Source organism: Pectobacterium carotovorum, assembly GCF_033898505.1.
In the GTDB taxonomy this organism is placed as follows: domain Bacteria; phylum Pseudomonadota; class Gammaproteobacteria; order Enterobacterales; family Enterobacteriaceae; genus Pectobacterium; species Pectobacterium carotovorum_J.
This window is the reverse complement of the sequence record NZ_JAXAFK010000001.1, coordinates 238,603-256,770: the sequence shown is the minus strand read 5'-3', so window position 1 is coordinate 256,770 and position 18,168 is coordinate 238,603. Positions and strand designations below refer to the sequence as shown.

Genomic DNA, 18,168 nt, shown 5'->3' with positions numbered 1-18,168 from the left:
GACTTATTCGATCACGATAATAGTGGGAGTTACGCTATGTTTGACCTGATTCGCGTCGCACTGATTGCGACACTTTGTTTGTTCGGACTGGGCCGCGCCAATGCGGTAACAGTGCAGGATGAGCAGGGTTCCTTTACGCTCGACACGCCGCCTCAGCGCATTGTGGTACTGGAGCTTTCTTTTGCCGATGCGCTGGCGGCGATAGATGTCAGCCCGGTCGGCATCGCCGATGACAACGATCCAGACCGGATCCTGGCAAATGTCCGTGAGCACCTAAAACCCTGGCATTCCGTAGGCACGCGCGCGCAGCCGAGTCTGGAAGCCATCAGCGCGCTGAAGCCTGATTTGATTATTGCCGACAGCAGCCGCCATAGCGGCATTTACACGGCGCTGAAGGCGATTGCGCCGGTATTGCTCCTGAAGTCGCGCAACGAAACCTATGAAGAGAACCTGCACTCTGCGGAGATCATCGGCAAGGTATTGGGGAAAGACAGCGCGATGCAGGCTCGTCTCGCTCAGCACCGCGAGACCATGAAAGCCTACGCCGATCAGCTTCCCAAAGGGACGAATGTGGTCTTCGGCACCTCGCGCGAGCAGCAGTTTAACCTGTATTCCAGCGACGCCTACACTGGCAGCGTGCTGGCCGCACTCGGCCTGAGCGTACCCAAACCGATTAATAATGCCCCTATGGCCTCGATCAATCTGGAACAGCTGCTGGCGATTAACCCACAGTGGCTGATTGTGACGCACTACCGCGAAGAAAGTATCGTCAAACGCTGGCAGCAGGATGCGCTCTGGAACCTGCTGGAAGCACAGCAAAAACAGCAGATTGCCACCGTAGACAGCAACGCCTGGGCGCGGATGCGCGGCATTTTTGCAGCAGAACGCATCGGCAGCGATACGGTGAAGATTTTTAAGCATCAGCCTGTTAGCGTCAGCAGCGAGCAATGAGGCAAAGCTTTCATCCATTCTGGCGTTGGGGATTACCGATAGCGGCACTGCTGAGCGTGTTCTGGCTCAGTCTGTTCTGTTATTCCGCGATCCCCATTCCCGCTTTGAGTGCCGTCAAGGCGTTGATAACAGGAACGCCCTCCTCGCTACCCGAAGCGCTGGTGTTAAACCTGCGCCTGCCTCGCAGTCTGGTGGCCGTTCTGATCGGCGCCAGTCTGGCGCTATCCGGCGCTCTGCTTCAGACCCTGACCCATAATCCTCTCGCCTCCCCTGCATTGCTGGGCATCAATAGCGGCGCGGCGCTGGCGATGGCACTGACCAGCGCGTTCAGCGCTTCACTCTCCGGCTACCCTATCGCTTTTGTTGCCGCCTGCGGCGGCGGCCTGTGCTGGTTGGTCGTGATGGCCGCAGGCGGCGGTTGGCGACAAACGCTCGACCGCAATCGGCTGATTCTGGCGGGCGTCGCACTTTCTGCCCTGTGTATGGCCTTAACGCGGATTACGCTCCTGCTGGCGGAAGATCACGCCTATGGCATTTTTTACTGGCTGGCGGGCGGCGTATCGCACGCGCGCTGGGTCGAATTCTGGCAACTCTTCCCATTTTTCATCACCGTCACTCCCGTTGTTCTGCTGCTGGCTAACCAGCTTAATCTGCTGAATATCGGTGACGTGAGCGCCCATACGCTGGGCGTTAACTTAGGCCGACTGCGTCTCATCCTCAATCTGGCGGTGCTGCTTCTGGTGGGTGCCTGTGTGAGCGTGGCTGGCCCGGTGGCATTCATCGGCCTGCTAATACCGCATCTGGCGCGTTTCTGGATCGGTTACGACCAGAGAAAGCTGCTGCCAATGAGCATGCTGATGGGAGCGGCGTTTATGTTACTGGCCGATCTGCTCGCCCGCGCGCTCGCCTGGCCGGGCGAACTGCCTGCCGGTGCGGTACTGGCGCTCATCGGTGCCCCCTGTTTCGTCTGGCTGGCAAGGAGGCGAGGATAATGCGCCCCGTTATTGTGTTTGTTTTGATTACACTGCTGCTACTGACGACCGGCCTTCTGTCGCTGCGCATGGGCGCGATTCCGCTGCCGTGGTCGGCGCTGATGAGCGGCTGGCACAGCGCCAGCGAACATCATTATGTGCTGACGCAGTATCGCCTGCCACGCGTGCTGCTGGCGCTGTTTGTCGGCGCCGCGCTGGCCATTTCCGGCGTGTTGGTGCAAGGGATTGTGCGTAACCCGCTGGCATCACCGGATATTCTCGGCGTGAACCACGCGGCGAGTCTGGCGACCGTCGGCGCACTGATGCTGGTGCCTGCGCTGCCGGTGATTTGGCTGCCGCTTCTCGCGTTCCTTGGCGGCATCGCCGGGCTACTGCTGCTGAGACTGATTGCAGGAACATCATCCCCGATGCGGCTGGCACTGATCGGCGTCGCACTGTCCGCGACCTGGGCAAGCATCACCGACTACCTGATTCTCTCTCGCCCACAGGATATCAACAACGCGCTGCTGTGGCTGACGGGTAGCCTGTGGGGGCGCGACTGGTCATTCGTCATGGTCGCGTTGCCTGTCCTCTGCGTGCTCATTCCGCTCAGTCTGCGATTTTGCCGCGATCTGGATTTGTTAGCGCTGGGCGACGACCGCGCCAGCACGCTGGGCGTCAACATCAGGCGCATTCAGTTCTGGGGGCTGGCGCTTGCCGTCGCGCTCGCCGCAACCAGCGTGGCCGTCTGCGGGCCCATCGGTTTTATCAGCCTCGTGGTACCGCATCTGATCCGCTATCTGGTGGGGGGACGGCACCGCTGGCTCCTTCCTGCTTCTGCCGCTGCTGGTGCGCTGGTATTGCTGCTTGCCGATCTGCTGGCACGCACGCTGAACCCGCCGATGGAATTACCCGCAGGGGTGCTCACCGCCATTATCGGCGCGCCCTGGTTTTTTTGGCTTCTCGTGAGAATGCGCTAAATGGAACTGACAACACAAAACCTGACGGCGGGCTATGGCGACAAGCGTATTCTTGACGGATTGTCGCTGTCGCTACCCGCCGGAAAAATTACCGCCCTGCTCGGCCCCAACGGCTGCGGTAAATCAACGCTGCTGAAGTGCTTCGCCAAACTGCTTACCCCGGAATCCGGCGCTATTCAGCTCAACGGCAAGCCGCTCTCTGCGTTCTCTGCCCGCCAGCTCTCACGCCATCTGGCGCTATTGCCGCAGCAGCATTTGACGCCAGAGGGGATCACCGTGCGTGACATGGTGGCCTACGGACGCAGCCCCTGGCTATCGCTATGGGGACGGTTATCGCAGGACGATCGCCAGCGCGTGCAGCTCGCGATGGAGAAAACGCACATCGTCGACCTCGCCGACAAGCGGTTAACCGATTTGTCCGGTGGACAGTGTCAGCGGGCGTTTCTGGCGATGCTGCTGGCGCAGGATACGCCCGTCGTCCTGCTCGATGAACCGACAACCTACCTCGACATCAATCATCAGGTCGAGTTAATGAAGCTGCTGCGTGAACTCAATCAGGCTGGCAAAACGATCGTGACCGTCCTGCACGATCTGAATCAGGCCAGCCGCTACTGCGATCATCTGGTGATTCTGGCAGGCGGGCGCGTGATGGCGCAGGGTTCACCGCACGAGGTCATGAAACCGGCATTACTCCAGCAGGTGTTCAGCATTGAGGCGGAGATCCACGCCGACCCCGTATCAGGCCAACCGATGTGTGTGGTGCGGTGATGGCAGGTCACGTTTTTGTCCATCATTCATGGTCGTTATTACCTCATAAAAATATTTATGCCCCCTCAAAAATAGCCTTGTTAGCCGCAAACTACCGGAACCGTTACTCTGCCTGTATGACATGGAATCAACACACGCAGTGGGAACAACATCATGGCGACGAGCTCAAACCATCAGGACTTAAGGAAACGCGATATGGGATTAACATTGCACCATCTTAATGATTCACGGTCTGTTCGTATCCTCTGGCTGCTTGAGGAAGCGGGGATACCTTATGAACTAGTCAGATACCAGCGGGATGCAAAAACGCATTTAGCACCAGCCTCATTGAGAGCGATACATCCTTTAGGTAAATCGCCGTTGCTTGAAGAAGATGGCAAGATCATCGCAGAATCCGGCGCTATCGTTGAATACCTGATCAATCGCCATGCAAAACATCTGGCCCCGGATGCAAACTCGGCCGAATACATTGACTATCTGCAATGGATACACTTTGCGGAAAGCTCCGCCATGCTCCCGGTTTTATTGAAGATCTTTGGCGAGTTTGAAAAAAATACCGGCACCACGCTGAATTTCCTTGAGGATTACGCTGACAACGAATTCGAGAAAGTCTTTTCATTTTTAGACGACATACTGTCTGCAAGGGAATTTATCGTGGGCGATAAACTGAGCGGCGCGGATATTATGCTGGGCTTCGTGATTAATACTGTCGTCGAACGGCTCGTTCCTGGAGAACGATTCCCGAATATTCAGCGCTACTCGCTGCGCCTGAAAAACCTGCCTAGCTGGCAGAAAGTTCAGGACATTGAATCACGCGCAGAATAAGAGATCAGCGCGAGGCATAACGCCATACTTTAGAAAAATTACGAGCGGCCTCGCGCGCCTAGACTATTGTGGGAAACGCCGAATTTCATCCTCAAATTTTGCTTTAAGAAAGAGATCGTTAATATGGCGAGAGGAAACAATTCTGGCCGCCTTTATTAGATCAAACGCGGCTGCCTGAGCCATAGCCAAAAAATATTGATTATTAACGCTATTTCTATTTAGGTAATTGTCCATATTTCGCATCCTTGACGTTAAAGAACATTGATAACCATTAATACCATTTCCTTGGCTGTTTGTTTTGCTAATCAGCTAAATTTTCGCCCTTTGGCTCAATTCCTGTTTGCGAAACACTTTACGGACAGATTCCTTTAACGCGTTATCCAGGCTGATACCTTCTTTGCTACTGCAATCTTACCCTATGGTTGATTGCGGCATTAGGCAGAAATGTCCCCCCATTATAAGCTCAATAACATTGATTGTTCCCCGATTTGACTTAATCCTCACCTTATCGACCTTATACCTTTTCCAGGCAAACTTGCGAGCCGACTCGCGCGCCGGAGCAATAGTGGAAAAATCGCATACGCATCCCTGTCTCAGTCTGGTAACGTCGTCTGACGCCAAATAACGGCCACCGGTGGTAAGATAACGCATTCGCGGGTGATGTTTTTCATCCGTCAGTCAGTATACTTCTGGCATTCCATTTCAATGCTCAGGTGACACGCCACCAGCAAGGTTGACCATCCGACCCTGCGCCATCACCTGAACGAACAAAAGCGTTAAGACTGAGTAAAATCAATATGAAAGATTCTACCGACAAGGATTTCACTGCCCACACCCCCATGATGCAGCAGTATTGATTTTTATATATTAATTATTGATAAATATAGGATAATTTTTTAATTACTGATTTTTAGTATACACCTAGGCTACATTTTCAGGAATAAAAGTGTCGTTACCCCTTCCGTTCAATCCCCTGTATTGAAACACTAAAAAAGAATAAATAACGCCCAAAAATGCCAGCCAAATAGTCTGAAAAAAATCAAAATAAACCTAGCATTCAGGATAAAATGCCAAGACAACGACACGCTGTAAATTTATACAGCAAAGTTTAAAGTCGGCATTGTAAAGCGAAACGGTCAGGGTTATCTTAAATACTATATGTAGTGCCAAAAAATTAAATCCAGCACTACATAAGACCTATAAACCTCTGTAAAGGATTAAAGCATGGCAAAAAACCCTAAACAAACGTCGAGTGAAATTGCTTCTATTGCTGGTCAAACCTTAAACAACTCGAATGCATCTAAATTACAGAAACAGCTTGCGGCCTCAGCTCTTTCTCAACGAGCAGCCTCCAGCCACACCAGCGATAAAATGGAAACTATTGCTGCTAAAGCTCTTGATAATCCCCGCTCAGCAGAGCTAACAAAACAGCTTGCTGCTACGGTGTTAGCACAAGCGACAAAATAAGATGGAACTACAGAGGGGCAGAAACGCCCTTCTGTGGTTAATAAATCATTGTTGTGGTGAGCTAATATTTATTAGTTCAATCTTGCTATATTTTGTAGCAAAATAAACCGATATTCAGAGGCAATGTTTCTGACCTATCGCTATAGCAGCCTCTGCTGCCGCTTTAGCCTTAATAGCAATAGCCTCATGGTGTTCTGGCATATCAACCGGATTACCATGATATACATCCGTGAAGGCTGAATTGAGTTCAACAACTGCCTCATCAAATGCTGAAATGTCAGTATATTTAAACAACAGTCTGAGCTTAGCTATATTCTGGCGAAGCGTATGCATAGCAACAGGCCACTCCTCAGATAGTTTATTACTCTCTGCCCGACTAATTACACTGACACCTAACAGCCCCATGTGTGAAGAAGAAAACCGAGATTCGACTGTCCCAAGGGCAAGAACAATTTCTCTGAGTGCCTCATATCGATCTGACCATAGCCGTTCTCTCTTACCCTTGAGAAGGGTCAAGTAAGCACCAGAGCATGCGCTAACTAATGCAACAATAAGTAGTGTGATAAAATGTCCCATTTTTGCTCCCAATGCAGGTAATGCCAATAATTTTTCACAACAATGACCTAACTTAATGTTTGAATTTTATTAGCATTGCCGAATGTATTAAATTTATTTAGTAAATGTTAAATCATTCACTGGAATGAGCTTCGGATAGTAAGTAACGAATATATTTAATATTAGCCCTTCGGCTCAATCCCCTGCTTTCTCAATTCCTGACGGGCAAGTTCTTTGAACCAGTTGCCGAGGCTGACACCTTCTTTTGCTACGACTTCATCTAGCTGTTCACGTAGCTCAGGCGAGATGCGTATCTGGAAAGTCGGTGATTTACCTGTTGACGAAGATTTCTTCGTATCACGTTTTATCGTTGACATGTACGTACCTTTTTAACTATGCTTGGTTTCATAGGTACGTACCCTATCACAAACCCTACACTCATCACCAGTTTCGCCCCTGAAAGGTAATGCAATACCAGACAGGGGCTAACCACACCGTTAAGAGGTTAACGATATGGCTATCAGCAAGTCTAGCAATTCCCTTCTGGAAGATCAGCACCTTAAACAAGTTAAACGTTATTTTAATCTGTTCTGGCAACAAGCTACGGAGGTGAGTTATGTTCGATAACACCCCGCTAGAACAAGAAGAAATCATTGATCAGTGCAGAGCGTTGATCTACGCAGTAATCGAGACCAAACAGTCGCAGGTCAAAGAGATCCTGACGTTCATCCTCTGGGAAAGGCTCGACTGCCTGTATCGGAATTATCATTCTGAAGTTTAAAAAAAATTAGCCGCCTTGCGGCGGCTATCTTCATTTTTTGTTTTGTATAGCTTCTGATCTCAGCCTTGCACCAATTGTCGACTCTATTATATTATCTCTGATTTTTTCTAATCGGTCACTTTTCATTACAGCAACATCAATCGATCTCGCAAACCTTTCAAAATTAATCTTCGTTTTTAATCTTTCCTCAAGAAATTTAACGCCCTCTTCTCTGCTATCAATACTATTTAATATCAATAAAACCCCATCTGTATCAAGACCATTCTTTCCTCCTGAACCCTCTAAATTAGATTGCTTATTTTTTTGTAATTTTATTACGATATGATAATCACCAGAAGATATTTTATCAAAGTCAGAGTCTGTCAAATAACTAACAGCATCTTGAAGTTCTTTAAATACTGATTTAAAAACTTTAAATTCACTCATACCCCCTCCTCAATATTCTTCAAGAATTCATTAACAAACTCTTCGATCTCATCAACAATATCGGAATGTGTATGATTTGAATACAAATTAAGGACAACGGGAATACCATCACGAGGAGCATCTGCAAAAATTGTTTTATTTTCCCTAAATGTAGTTTCAAAAACAGGAACATGAAGCCTCTTAGTTTGAGAAATATATTGCTTTTGAGCGGAAATAGGTTCTCCAGAGGAGATTTGGATCATGGTAAATATAACACCAAGTATTTCCGGGTTAACCTTATCGAACTCATCATCCTTCTCAGCGTAGAAATTAAAATCTTTTATTAATGAATCAACACTACGTTTTAAATAATCGATCCCTAGTGTAGAAAGATAATCTGGTTTGGCAGGAATTAATATTTTATCAGATGCAATCAGTGCATTTTTCGTCACAATATTAAAATTAGGAGGGCAATCAATTAAAACCAAATCGTAATTCATTTCCTTTCCAAGCAAGTGCAACTCCTCTCTGAGTTTTCCATGAACTTTAAGGTATTTTTTCCTTGTTTGATTTGGACTGGCCCCACTTAATAATGTAGCTAACTCTAGGTCAACATTAATTAGTCCCAAGTGAGAGGAAATTAAATCCAAGCAACCACCTGTATTGAATCTTTTATTAACAGAATAAGGCCTAACTCGAAGTTCAGAAAGGGGCATTGTTTGTTCCCCTTGACTGATACAGTCGAACCAATTCTTTATAGTTCTGCTATTTTTTAAATTTTCATCCCAATAATCAGGGGTTAAAAAAGAAAAAGTTAAACTGGCCTGAGCATCCATATCTAAAACTAAAACTTTTTTCCCACGAAAAGCAAGTTCTGCCGCTAAGTTTGAAGTAACTGTAGTCTTACCGACTCCACCTTTATAATTTATAACAGCAATTATTTCCATATTATCCTCTCTAGTTTAATTCACATTAATTAATATATATTCCCTCACATTTAGGCAAAGGAAAATAATGACAATTAAAATTTATTGTCTATATTTTAAATCGTAACCATAAAAATCATTAAAACATTTATAAAAAATGTCTTTATTGTCCCCTCCTTTATTTATATCTGGTATTTCATTATCAATTCTTTCAAAATTAGGTTGCCATTCCAAATTTAAAAAGTGACTAAAATTAGTCAACCGCCCTACAGTTACATTATTGAAATTGAATATTTCATTGATGAAACCAATGTCAGAATCAAGAGATTCAAATGATATTTGAAATCTCTCTGTAACTTGAGTTGTGTATTTTACCTTATTAAATAGCTTCATATGATTAAAATCGGATATTACGTTGTAGGCGACGAACTTCTGAGTGGGATATTTTAATAACTTTGAAGACCTAGGGCTTCCAAAAATATACATAATTGACATCAACGTGAACGGTTGTTGCTTAAATTGGTTATATCTCATTGATATTTCTTTAAACTTAAAATATTCAGACTCTCTCTCTGACACTGGCTTAATTATAGATATTGCATCTTTTATTTCATTTAAAAAATTAATTTTTTCATTTATAAGATAATCAGTTTCATATTCATAAATGTTTTTCGCTAAAAATTTTTCGTTCTTAACAAGAAAATCATAGTCGGTTCTAGCATTCTTTATAAAATCATTAACAATGGCAGCTTCATACTTAATTAACTCTCTTATTTTTTTATTCGTGTTTTTAGCTAAATAAACTCTCCCACTCTCATCCTTACATTTTATAGCCTTTCCTTCAATCAAGGAAAAAAATGGGGAGAAAATATTTCCATCAACATCATTTTTTAATAAAAAGTCTAATTTTTCTTTAGTTTTCACATCATCAAAAACACACTTTCTATTATATTTACTCATTAAATCTACGATATTTCTATCCAAAAAAAATGCTTTTTTCACATTTACTCCCAATCACTAAAGTTTTATAGATAACAAATAAACACAGCCTTATATCCTCAAGTAGGCTAAATCAATAAATAAAAAATAACAATATAAAATAAAAATAGTGCCCATATAATAATACTAAAAATTATTTATCATTAAATTATTATGATAATAATTTCATCGATGATCATTACATGTGCTTGATTTTACGTAGCAAGAAGAAAATACTCATACACTATGCGTATATTTATTACACTTTGCATGACACCAAACCGTAATAAACAGATTCGTGATCGCATCAATGATTTTAAAATGCTAATAATTTATTTTCGTGAACATGAGCCCCCCCCTTGTTTTTCCAATTTTTTTGTAGCATGTTCTCATTACTTGGTTTATATAAATAAAACCAAATTAGATAATGGGATAATCATTTCAAAGCTAACCATTTGCATGAGAGGTTTTAATATGGATATACACTATACCTATCAGATACCTTTAAATATTATGTTCATGAATCATTTATCTTAATTATTAATTTTATATTATAATCAGAGGCATTTTAATGTTTACAGAAAAGTGTAAAGAAAGAACCTTAGCCGCTATAATTTTCATTTCCTTTATAATTTTATTTTTCTATGGAAAAAAACACGCATGGGCTGTTACATTACTTACTATATTAATGCCATCCTTTATTGGGGGCGTCACATTTCTTATACTCCATAAAAAAAGACATGATGTCTTGAAAAAATTCTCAGATGCTTTCCTTTCTGTATTTACATTAATAGGTATATTATATTATGTATTTAAAATAACAAACAAAGATCCAGATCTAACACTTATCAAATTATTATCAAATCCTCAAGGATATGTTTTTCTTGCATTAATGGCTAATGCAGGGGTAATAAAGCTATGTGTTAATGTTAAGGATTTTCTTATAGAAATAAACAACAAAGATAAAATAATATAAAAACAAAAAAACAGCCCCTATTTAATAAAAAAATAAAACATTTGAAAATAACTCATGGAAACAAAAGAAGTAAATGTAGACAACTCCCCAAAAAAACTATGCTCTATGGCTATTTGGGGGCCACCAAGAGAATAAACAAATGCAAAACAAAGCACATTTAACAGAATTAAAACCGCATTAAAGAGATGAGCTATTTTCATAAAAACCTCATTTTTTATTTTATTTTCAATTATTAATATCATATAGAAAATAAAAATCAAATATAATTAAACAAGGGCTAACTCTCCGAAGCGCTACGCTGGCTTCTCCGAGTTCTCCCTTGTTTTTTTCGCCCTTCGGTTGAAAAAAATTAAAAGCAAAATCAACACTATGCATTGACATTGTTAGCGTCTGTCATATAAGTAAGTCTAAGCATAAGGAATATGCTTTGATTTAATTATATGAAAAGGAGTTCATATGAGCACTGGTAATACTTTTAATAATATCCTTCGCTGCCACTGCATCAGTGTTAGATTAAATAATGAAGAATTATCGCTTCTGAATGAAAGGCGTGGTAGTCATCGCAAAGGTGAATGGCTGCGTATGGCATTTCTGCATAACCTTCCCTCCGTTATTCCATCAATTAATCTCGAAGCCTGGAAATCCCTTGGTGATATATCGCAGAAGTTAAACAGGCTTGTCGCTCATCTGGATAGCAAGAGCAATGATAGTTCTCTCTCACAAACTGAACTCTTTGCAGTGAAGCGTCAGATCTCAGAGCTTCGCACAAATCTGATCACCGATAATTTGTGGAGTGCTTCCCATGAAGGGAATGCAAAAAATCCGCAGGGGTAAGGGTTTCGCCGGTGTCGTTCTCTATGCATTAAAACCAGATTCTCACCACAAATGCACACCTTATGTCATTGGTGGGAACATGCTGGGGGATATAGCCGGAGATCTGATCGCTGAATTCAATACCACAAAAACGCTTCGCCCGGATGTGGTCAAACCCGTCTGGCATAATTCGCTTCGATTACCGAAGAATGAAGCGTTAACGAATTCGGAATGGTCAGTGATTGCTGATGATTACATGTCCCGAATGGGCTTCTCTGAAACGCATCTGAGATGCTATGTATTGCATGATGATACTGAAGGCCAACACATCCACATTATTGCCAGCAGAGTTTCTCTCAACGCAGGAAAACTCTACCTTGGTAAGAACGAAAACCTTATCAGCACTCGTATCATTCAGCAGCTTGAACGCGACTATTCATTGACCAGAACCAAAAGGCCGGAAGCTAAAGCATCTCCAGCTTCGCCCTTCCCTCCTTCGCTATCCAGAAAATCCCCGACACAGAAATCGATGGGTGCAATACCGAAGCCTAAGAAGCTGTCACGTAACGAAGCGATGATGGAGAAGTATAAAGGAGATCCATCACCAAAATCGGTCATCCAGAAAGCCCTGGAAGAATTGCTTGCCGGTAAACCATCAACCACTGAGTTTGTGACACAGCTTGCCGCCCACAATATCAAAGCGCTTCCGAATATTGCCTCAACAGGGAAAATGAATGGGTTTTCATTCGAATATGCTGGGATTGCTTTCAAAGCTTCGCAGCTTGGCAAAGGCTATTCCTGGTCTGCCTTACAAAACAGGCTCGACTACGGGCCGGAACGCGACAATGCCTTCCTGCTTGCATTGAAAATGCTCTCAGTCAGTAAGGCATCGGTTAGCAAAGCTCTTGATATGACCATAGCTAAAGATACCCCTGAAATCATCAAAGAAGACGTTAACAGCCCCGCCGAAACGCTTACCCTCAACAAAGACGCCGGTCAGGGCGAATACGCAATCAATTATCCCAAAGCGCTTCTCTCTGATGCTGATGCTGATGCTAAAGAAGCGTATGCAACCGAAGCGGTAAAAGAAGCTGGGGCAGATGGTAAAGAAGCACATGCAACCGAAGCGGCAAAAGAAGCTGGGGCAGATGGTAAAGAAGCACATGCAACCGAAGCGGCAAAAGAAGCTCACCACAGAAAGCCCCTCTCTATGATTCAGACCAGCTTCAGATGGTTAGAAACCATTCCCTACCTCAACATCATCATTGGCATGTTGAAAAAACTCAAAATCCCGACACTCAAACGCCCAGGCAAACACAACACCATCACTGGCGTGAAGATGATAGAAATTACGGCAACACCAAAAACCACCATCCAGACTCCGCAAAAATCACACTCATCATCATTCCAAATGTAGGGCTGGCAAGGCTTCCAGCAAGCCTTTCTTCATACAAAAAACACAAGATTAACGATCGTTAATACCGATCTATATTTAATTTATGATAGCTTTTATCTATCACAAGTAAACCATCGATCGTTATAAGCGATTTGCTTTGTTTGATCACAACTGTTCAAAATGTAGCTTCCTGATTGCCCATAATAGACTGATTTAACTGGTCTATTTACTTATTCAACTAACGATATAGGCTCAGCAATGACAAGCATCGTCTCATTTTCAGTCTCTGACTGCTTCATACGAATATGACTTTCACATTGATTAGCTATTGAGGAAATTTGTATGAGCATTTTTGCTATGAAACGCTTCTGGATTGCAGTATCGCTCCCCGCACTTATCGCATTATTGATGGGAAAAAGTGGGTTCGTTCTCACAGGAATTATCTGGCTTCCTGTCAGTGTTGGTCTGCTCATTTGGGCGCATTTCACGAATCGACGCGACAAAAAAGCGTTAGCCGTGCTTCAGCCTAAAAGAAAGAAAATTTCTCCACCTGAAAAAGTCAGTGGCTTCATGAAATTTATTAATTTTTTCAAAATGAAGCGTCTCTGGATCGCCCTCGCTCTGCCCATGTTTCTTTCACACTTTGGCACGACTGAAGATCTAATCTCTATCGGATTTTTTTGGATCCCAATCTGCGCTATTTTATTTTTCACGGCATTAGGCTCTTACATTCTTAAATTAAGCAATCAAGCCACTGTCGATAATTTTAACGATGACAATGATGGTTGTTATAGTCATACACTTCTTAATTCCTCAATGAAGCTCGATAGCAACAAAAGGCTCATTTTTCTTAAAGATGGAAATAATGAAAAAACCTATTCCTTTGATGATCTTAAAGAATGGAAATATAACATCAGTCATGGGGTTGAAATTGAAGATGCAGGTTTAAGCATTACTGCTAAAAATATTAATAATGTTCGCATGGCAAAAAACCGAAATGAGACAGGATTTTTTATTAGTGTAAGAGATATTCAAAATCCAGAATGGCACATCAGGTTCTTCCCTAAAGAAGGCTCTTTCAAATCTCAACAGGGGCTTAACAGCCTGAGAAAACAAATGAACCAATGGATGGAAGTGTTCGATCAGATTGTCAATGAAAATTAAGGTTAAAAACCCCATGAAAAAAATCATCATCGTATTGGTGTCACTCACTCTCTCTGGATGTTATTCCTTCGGTAATCAGACTCTGAAAAATGTAACGCAGGAAGACGTAAAAGCTAAAATTGTAAAAGGAAAAACCACCAAGTCAGAAGTATTAACCGCCTTTGGTGAGCCGGATAAACGTATCGCCTCAGATGATGAGGAGAAATGGTCTTATTCAATGCATAACTACCGCAGTAAACCAACATCATACATCCCACTCGTCGGGGTGTTGATTGGCGGAACGGATATTGAAGAAAAATCAATTCTCATCACGTTTAAAGGTGAAAAAGTCAGTTCTTATGAATTCACTGCCGGTGCCAGTGAAATGAAAAGCGGTGTCTTTTAAATAAAATACTGCCACATCAGGGAAAGCATCAGCCCGTAGCGTCGAAACTACGGGCTTTTTCATCACATCCTACAACTACTTCTCTTAACGCTCGTTGAGGCTCTTATCAGCTTGTTGGCGTCATACTTCTTTTTCTCATGCACGTAGATCCGTTCGGTTCTTCCACCGTTGTTGGTGATGAAGCTGATGATGGAAAGAAAGACTTTATTCAGACGGGCTTTATCAATCAAATCATCACTGATTTTCTCGATATGGCAGTAGTAAGAGAGAAGTAAAAAGCTTAGCACCACTTCTCGGTTTGAAAACGTCAGATTTTCTATGTCCTGCTGGTATTTAATATAAAACCCGGCACAAAACAGGTAAGACTGCTCGGTGATTTCTGCTTCTGAAAAGCCCGATTCATCGAGTTTGTCAACGAACCTGTCCAGCAACAGCAGATACCTTTCCATTAAACTCATGTTTATTTTCTTCATAACTATGCATCCTTGCATTCAAATGATTAATATTGTCATCCTGACAAAGTATAAATAGCACCATTAAATTAAAAATCAAGCACTCCGTAAAAATATATTTACAGTGGAGTATTAAATTTACACACAATATATTCATTGAATAGTGATCAATTAAATGGATCGTAATTTTGTTTTTATTAAAAAATTCATGAAATACTTTACAAAAAAGTATCGGTGTCACATATATTAAAAAACCGAGAATATACTTTACAAAATAAAAATCGTTAAAAACCAACTTAATAACTCTGATTCTGGATAAATCGGCCTAAATAATTTACATTTAGGTATCAGGTGTGCATAATATGAATTATGCACACCTGATACCTATAAAAACCGCTACAAGCCCTTTAATTAAAGGCTTCCTTTATAAACATGTAAAGTATTTTGTAAAATATATGACTATATTAGATTTAATTCTTTACAAAATCATAAAAAACAGCCTTAATAATTTTTATTAAATTCCTCGTTCAGGATCAGTTTTTCCTGTAACGCCGTTGACGCTAAAATTTTCATATTTAAAAATTCAGTAAACATTTCGTGCCACTTTTTTCTATCAGATGGGTTCTTCCATTTCCGAAAAATAACCTCTTCAACAGGAAACCAGATAACTTCAGAATCGACATCCCACAAACGTTTTTTAAATTCTTCATCGGGAAGCGTAAGAGCATGATCGATAATCAGCTTCTCATTGCCAGACTTCACCCAGAATGGTTGTGGCTGTGCGAAATCAGCAAGTGAGGTAAAAGTAAGTCCTCTGACCTTTGCAGCATGCATAGTGCTTTTCACTTTATGGCTATCCCGCCAAGCCCGTAAGTCTCCTAACAGGTAATTTACCCGTTGGTTGCGAACCCGGCTACCCTCCGCCTGATATTGAATGTAAGGGGGACCATCTCCGTTTTGTCGATATCGTGCCAGTGTTTTAACACTGATCCCCAGATAGAGTGCTGCCAAATCCACGCCTAATGTCGTGTCATCAGGCATTTCACCAAACAAACTCCAGACCTCGGAAAGCTCTCGTAATGTATCAACAACCCCCATGTATCCTCCTTGAGTTAAGGTGAAAATTTTTATTTTTAAATATATTTATCTAAAATACTCAACTCAATATTACTTAGCTTATTCTCTACCTCAAACCTTCTTTTTTTCAACGTAGTCTGAACATCTTGATAACTCTCACAATCAAAAAATATTCTTGATATCTTAACCATTATCTCTCTAGGTATTCCGGCATCCCGCAAAATAATTTCGTGATTATCATTAGTTCCATATTCCAATAAAGCCACTATATAATCCAAACTTATATTTTTTTCGTTTTTTTCGTTTGCCACAAAATTGAATATGCTTTCAAAAGCTTTTATGTAGCGGGGCCATATAAACTCAAAATATTTTGTAATCAAATCAAATGTTAATCTTATCCTTGCATTTTCATTTTTCCTTAGATACTTTAGGGTGTCTGAATTTAAAAGAACAGGAAATGCTGGCAACTGATATATATAATACTTAGTTAAATCTAAAAGTATCTTTTTACCAACATCACCCGAAAAACTTCGCCCTCGATTATTCACAGTGAATAAACAATCATAGATGATTGATAAAATACACTCTAGTTTTTCTTTTACTGGTCTTTGCGTTAAATAATGATACTTTATAAAATTACTATTATTCCTGAGATGTTCGATTAATGATATCTGACCTTCAATATTTACAAACTTATTTCCCTTAAGAAGATCAAGTGGAATTTTTAAACCAATAAGGTATTCAACAAAACTCTGATAGTTATTTTTATTAACTCCAGTTATATCATTTTCATTCAACTGAACTAACGTTTCCATGTCAGGATTTTTGCTATCAATAAATTCAATTTCTACATTAGTATCTTCATTTACATTTTTATCAACATGTTCAAAATAAAATACTCGCCCAAGAAAATGCTGCATAAATCTCCCTGCACGACCTTCAATATTCTTTCTATCAAGATTTTTTATTTTATTTCCATCGCCGATTTTTAAATCATAAAGAACAACATTTTTGGCTGTAGAGTTAACACCTTCAGTTAAGGATGTTGTGCAAAAAAGATAATTAACCCCATCAAAATTAGTTTTATTAAACTCATCAATAATTAAATCTTGTATATATCTAGGCATTGCTCCATGATGAAAAGCAACTCCTTTCTTCAAACATTGAACCAATGACCAGTTCTTTGAAATATTACTTTCTAAATAATCAACTAAATTTTTATTATAGTTTTTATCTTTTAATTCACTGATGAATTTTTCTGCAAGTTCTTCTACATACTGTTTTTGATACCTGTAAATCAAATATTTACCATCAATCTTTTCATTGCTAGTGATTCTTTTTAGGTTTTTGTATCTATCACCTATAATTTTAACATTCACTCCTTCAATATCATGATTTCCGCGTCGAGTGATAGAATCCAACTCATAGTAGTCCTTCTGCACTATCTCTACATCGTATTTCAGCATTTTTATACCAAACTTGTTTCTGAACCCTTGGCTAAAATCGCTAATATACGGACCAATTAAATATAGATCAGCACCGCTTTTAGTAAGTCTATATAATATATCTGCAAAGACCCTAAACCTATCGTCATCAAGTTTATAATCAACCTTATAAATCTCGTCCATTACAAAGAAGTCAACATTCAAATTAACGTTTTCTTGTATTAAAACGCTCATTCTTTCTGGTGTAAGGATTAATATATATTCCTTGTTATTTTCTATTTTTATCTTAGATGACTTTGAAACTATATATCTATCAGAAAATTCATTTTTAAAGTCATTATATGCCTCCGCCAGCAGTGAGACTGTTGGCATAATAATAACTATCATTTTGTAATTATTATGCGAAATTATCTCTCTAATTATTCGAGTTTTACCAAACGATGTCGGAGCACTTACGATAAGTTTTCTGCTCCGTTGAAATTCATTGAAGATTTCTTTTTGTGGTTTAGTTAGTGTGGTTTCGGATATGGAACTGGTGTAAAAAGACTTCAAAAATATATCTTGCGGAGAAAAACCTGGGTTATATCCAATATCGCTATTCCATAGCATATCGTCATACATAAATATTCTAGATTTAATTATACAATCATGTAACAACTGTTGGATCATAGGGTCTTTCAATTGAAGGTTAGCAATATGGCATATAGCTTTTACACAGAAATTATAATTTTCATTATCATCAAGAAGGCGATAGATATCGATCAAAAAGCACTCAACGATATTTGTATGCTTACCCTTTGAAAATTTAATTTTTTCCAACTCAATATCAAAATTACCAATATCCATAGAGTTC

General features: G+C 41.2%; 20 protein-coding genes. 12 read left to right on the top strand and 8 right to left on the bottom strand.

Annotated elements, in window-relative coordinates:
• Window positions 1–36: 36 nt before the first annotated feature.
• The 6 genes from R9X49_RS01110 (at window position 37) to R9X49_RS01085 (ending at window position 5,962) form a co-directional block, all read left to right on the top strand.
• Window positions 37–951: a Fe(3+) dicitrate ABC transporter substrate-binding protein FecB gene (locus R9X49_RS01110; protein WP_319846876.1), complete on the top strand. Its 915-nt coding sequence runs from the start codon at window positions 37–39 to the stop codon at window positions 949–951.
• Window positions 948–1,943: an iron-dicitrate ABC transporter permease FecC gene (gene fecC, locus R9X49_RS01105; protein WP_319846875.1), complete on the top strand. Its 996-nt coding sequence runs from the start codon at window positions 948–950 to the stop codon at window positions 1,941–1,943. Before R9X49_RS01110 ends, fecC begins: the two co-directional genes overlap by 4 nt.
• Window positions 1,943–2,902, top strand: a complete 960-nt coding sequence (gene fecD, locus R9X49_RS01100; protein ID WP_319846874.1) for a Fe(3+) dicitrate ABC transporter permease subunit FecD — start codon at window positions 1,943–1,945, stop codon at window positions 2,900–2,902. The genes fecC and fecD overlap by 1 nt, the downstream gene beginning before the upstream one ends.
• Window positions 2,903–3,670 carry a Fe(3+) dicitrate ABC transporter ATP-binding protein FecE gene (fecE, locus tag R9X49_RS01095; protein WP_319846873.1) on the top strand — a complete coding sequence of 256 codons (768 nt, stop codon included), beginning with the start codon at window positions 2,903–2,905 and terminating at the stop codon, window positions 3,668–3,670.
• A 195-nt stretch (window positions 3,671–3,865) separates the two neighbouring features.
• Window positions 3,866–4,495 carry a glutathione S-transferase gene (locus tag R9X49_RS01090; protein ID WP_319846872.1) on the top strand — a complete coding sequence of 210 codons (630 nt, stop codon included), beginning with the start codon at window positions 3,866–3,868 and terminating at the stop codon, window positions 4,493–4,495.
• Window positions 4,496–5,719: 1,224 nt separating this feature from the next.
• The gene (locus R9X49_RS01085) at window positions 5,720–5,962 is read left to right on the top strand and encodes a hypothetical protein (RefSeq protein WP_319846871.1); all 243 of its coding nucleotides are present in this window, start codon (window positions 5,720–5,722) and stop codon (window positions 5,960–5,962) included.
• 114 nt (window positions 5,963–6,076) lie between these two features.
• Here R9X49_RS01085 and R9X49_RS01080 read toward each other — a convergent pair whose 3' ends face one another.
• Window positions 6,077–6,538, bottom strand: coding sequence for a hypothetical protein (locus tag R9X49_RS01080; protein ID WP_319846870.1), 462 nt, complete (start codon window positions 6,536–6,538; stop codon window positions 6,077–6,079).
• A 161-nt stretch (window positions 6,539–6,699) separates the two neighbouring features.
• Window positions 6,700–6,894: a hypothetical protein gene (locus R9X49_RS01075; RefSeq protein ID WP_039308002.1), complete on the bottom strand. Its 195-nt coding sequence runs from the start codon at window positions 6,892–6,894 to the stop codon at window positions 6,700–6,702.
• A gap of 239 nt (window positions 6,895–7,133) precedes the next feature.
• Here R9X49_RS01075 and R9X49_RS01070 point away from each other — a divergent pair, with 239 nt between their 5' ends.
• A complete protein-coding gene (locus tag R9X49_RS01070) occupies window positions 7,134–7,298 on the top strand; it encodes a hypothetical protein (RefSeq protein WP_262273870.1) in 165 nt (54 codons plus the stop codon).
• Between the two features lie 30 nt (window positions 7,299–7,328).
• On the opposite strand, the gene R9X49_RS01065 is transcribed toward R9X49_RS01070, so the two are convergent.
• From R9X49_RS01065 to R9X49_RS01055, 3 genes are all read right to left on the bottom strand, one after another.
• Window positions 7,329–7,724 carry a hypothetical protein gene (locus R9X49_RS01065; protein ID WP_319846869.1) on the bottom strand — a complete coding sequence of 132 codons (396 nt, stop codon included), beginning with the start codon at window positions 7,722–7,724 and terminating at the stop codon, window positions 7,329–7,331.
• Window positions 7,721–8,650, bottom strand: coding sequence for a ParA family protein (locus R9X49_RS01060; RefSeq protein ID WP_262273871.1), 930 nt, complete (start codon window positions 8,648–8,650; stop codon window positions 7,721–7,723). Before R9X49_RS01060 ends, R9X49_RS01065 begins: the two co-directional genes overlap by 4 nt.
• Window positions 8,651–8,731: 81 nt before the next feature.
• Window positions 8,732–9,631, bottom strand: a complete 900-nt coding sequence (locus R9X49_RS01055; RefSeq protein WP_262273872.1) for a hypothetical protein — start codon at window positions 9,629–9,631, stop codon at window positions 8,732–8,734.
• Between the two features lie 547 nt (window positions 9,632–10,178).
• Between R9X49_RS01055 and R9X49_RS01050 the strand changes: the two genes are divergently transcribed.
• The 5 genes from R9X49_RS01050 to R9X49_RS01030 all read left to right on the top strand — a co-directional run bounded on the left by R9X49_RS01050 (window position 10,179) and on the right by R9X49_RS01030 (window position 14,341).
• A complete protein-coding gene (locus R9X49_RS01050) occupies window positions 10,179–10,583 on the top strand; it encodes a hypothetical protein (protein ID WP_319846868.1) in 405 nt (134 codons plus the stop codon).
• A 456-nt stretch (window positions 10,584–11,039) separates the two neighbouring features.
• Complete coding sequence (locus R9X49_RS01045) at window positions 11,040–11,417, top strand: hypothetical protein (RefSeq protein ID WP_319846867.1); 378 nt, start codon at window positions 11,040–11,042, stop codon at window positions 11,415–11,417.
• Complete coding sequence (locus R9X49_RS01040; protein ID WP_319846866.1) at window positions 11,386–12,813, top strand: relaxase/mobilization nuclease domain-containing protein; 1,428 nt, start codon at window positions 11,386–11,388, stop codon at window positions 12,811–12,813. The genes R9X49_RS01045 and R9X49_RS01040 overlap by 32 nt, the downstream gene beginning before the upstream one ends.
• Before the next feature lie 321 nt (window positions 12,814–13,134).
• Window positions 13,135–13,956, top strand: coding sequence for a DUF4755 domain-containing protein (locus R9X49_RS01035; protein WP_319846865.1), 822 nt, complete (start codon window positions 13,135–13,137; stop codon window positions 13,954–13,956).
• 13 nt (window positions 13,957–13,969) lie between these two features.
• Entirely contained in the window at window positions 13,970–14,341 is a 372-nt protein-coding gene (locus R9X49_RS01030) for a hypothetical protein (protein WP_319846864.1), read from the top strand.
• 62 nt (window positions 14,342–14,403) lie between these two features.
• Here R9X49_RS01030 and R9X49_RS01025 read toward each other — a convergent pair whose 3' ends face one another.
• The 3 genes from R9X49_RS01025 to R9X49_RS01015 all read right to left on the bottom strand — a co-directional run bounded on the left by R9X49_RS01025 (window position 14,404) and on the right by R9X49_RS01015 (window position 18,161).
• Window positions 14,404–14,814 carry a hypothetical protein gene (locus tag R9X49_RS01025; protein WP_319846863.1) on the bottom strand — a complete coding sequence of 137 codons (411 nt, stop codon included), beginning with the start codon at window positions 14,812–14,814 and terminating at the stop codon, window positions 14,404–14,406.
• Between the two features lie 480 nt (window positions 14,815–15,294).
• Window positions 15,295–15,891 (bottom strand): hypothetical protein, encoded by a 597-nt coding sequence (locus tag R9X49_RS01020; RefSeq protein WP_319846862.1) that lies wholly within the window; start codon window positions 15,889–15,891, stop codon window positions 15,295–15,297.
• Window positions 15,892–15,926: 35 nt separating this feature from the next.
• On the bottom strand, window positions 15,927–18,161 hold the full coding sequence (locus R9X49_RS01015; protein WP_319846861.1) for a DEAD/DEAH box helicase: 2,235 nt from the start codon (window positions 18,159–18,161) through the stop codon (window positions 15,927–15,929).
• Window positions 18,162–18,168 lie beyond the last annotated feature (7 nt).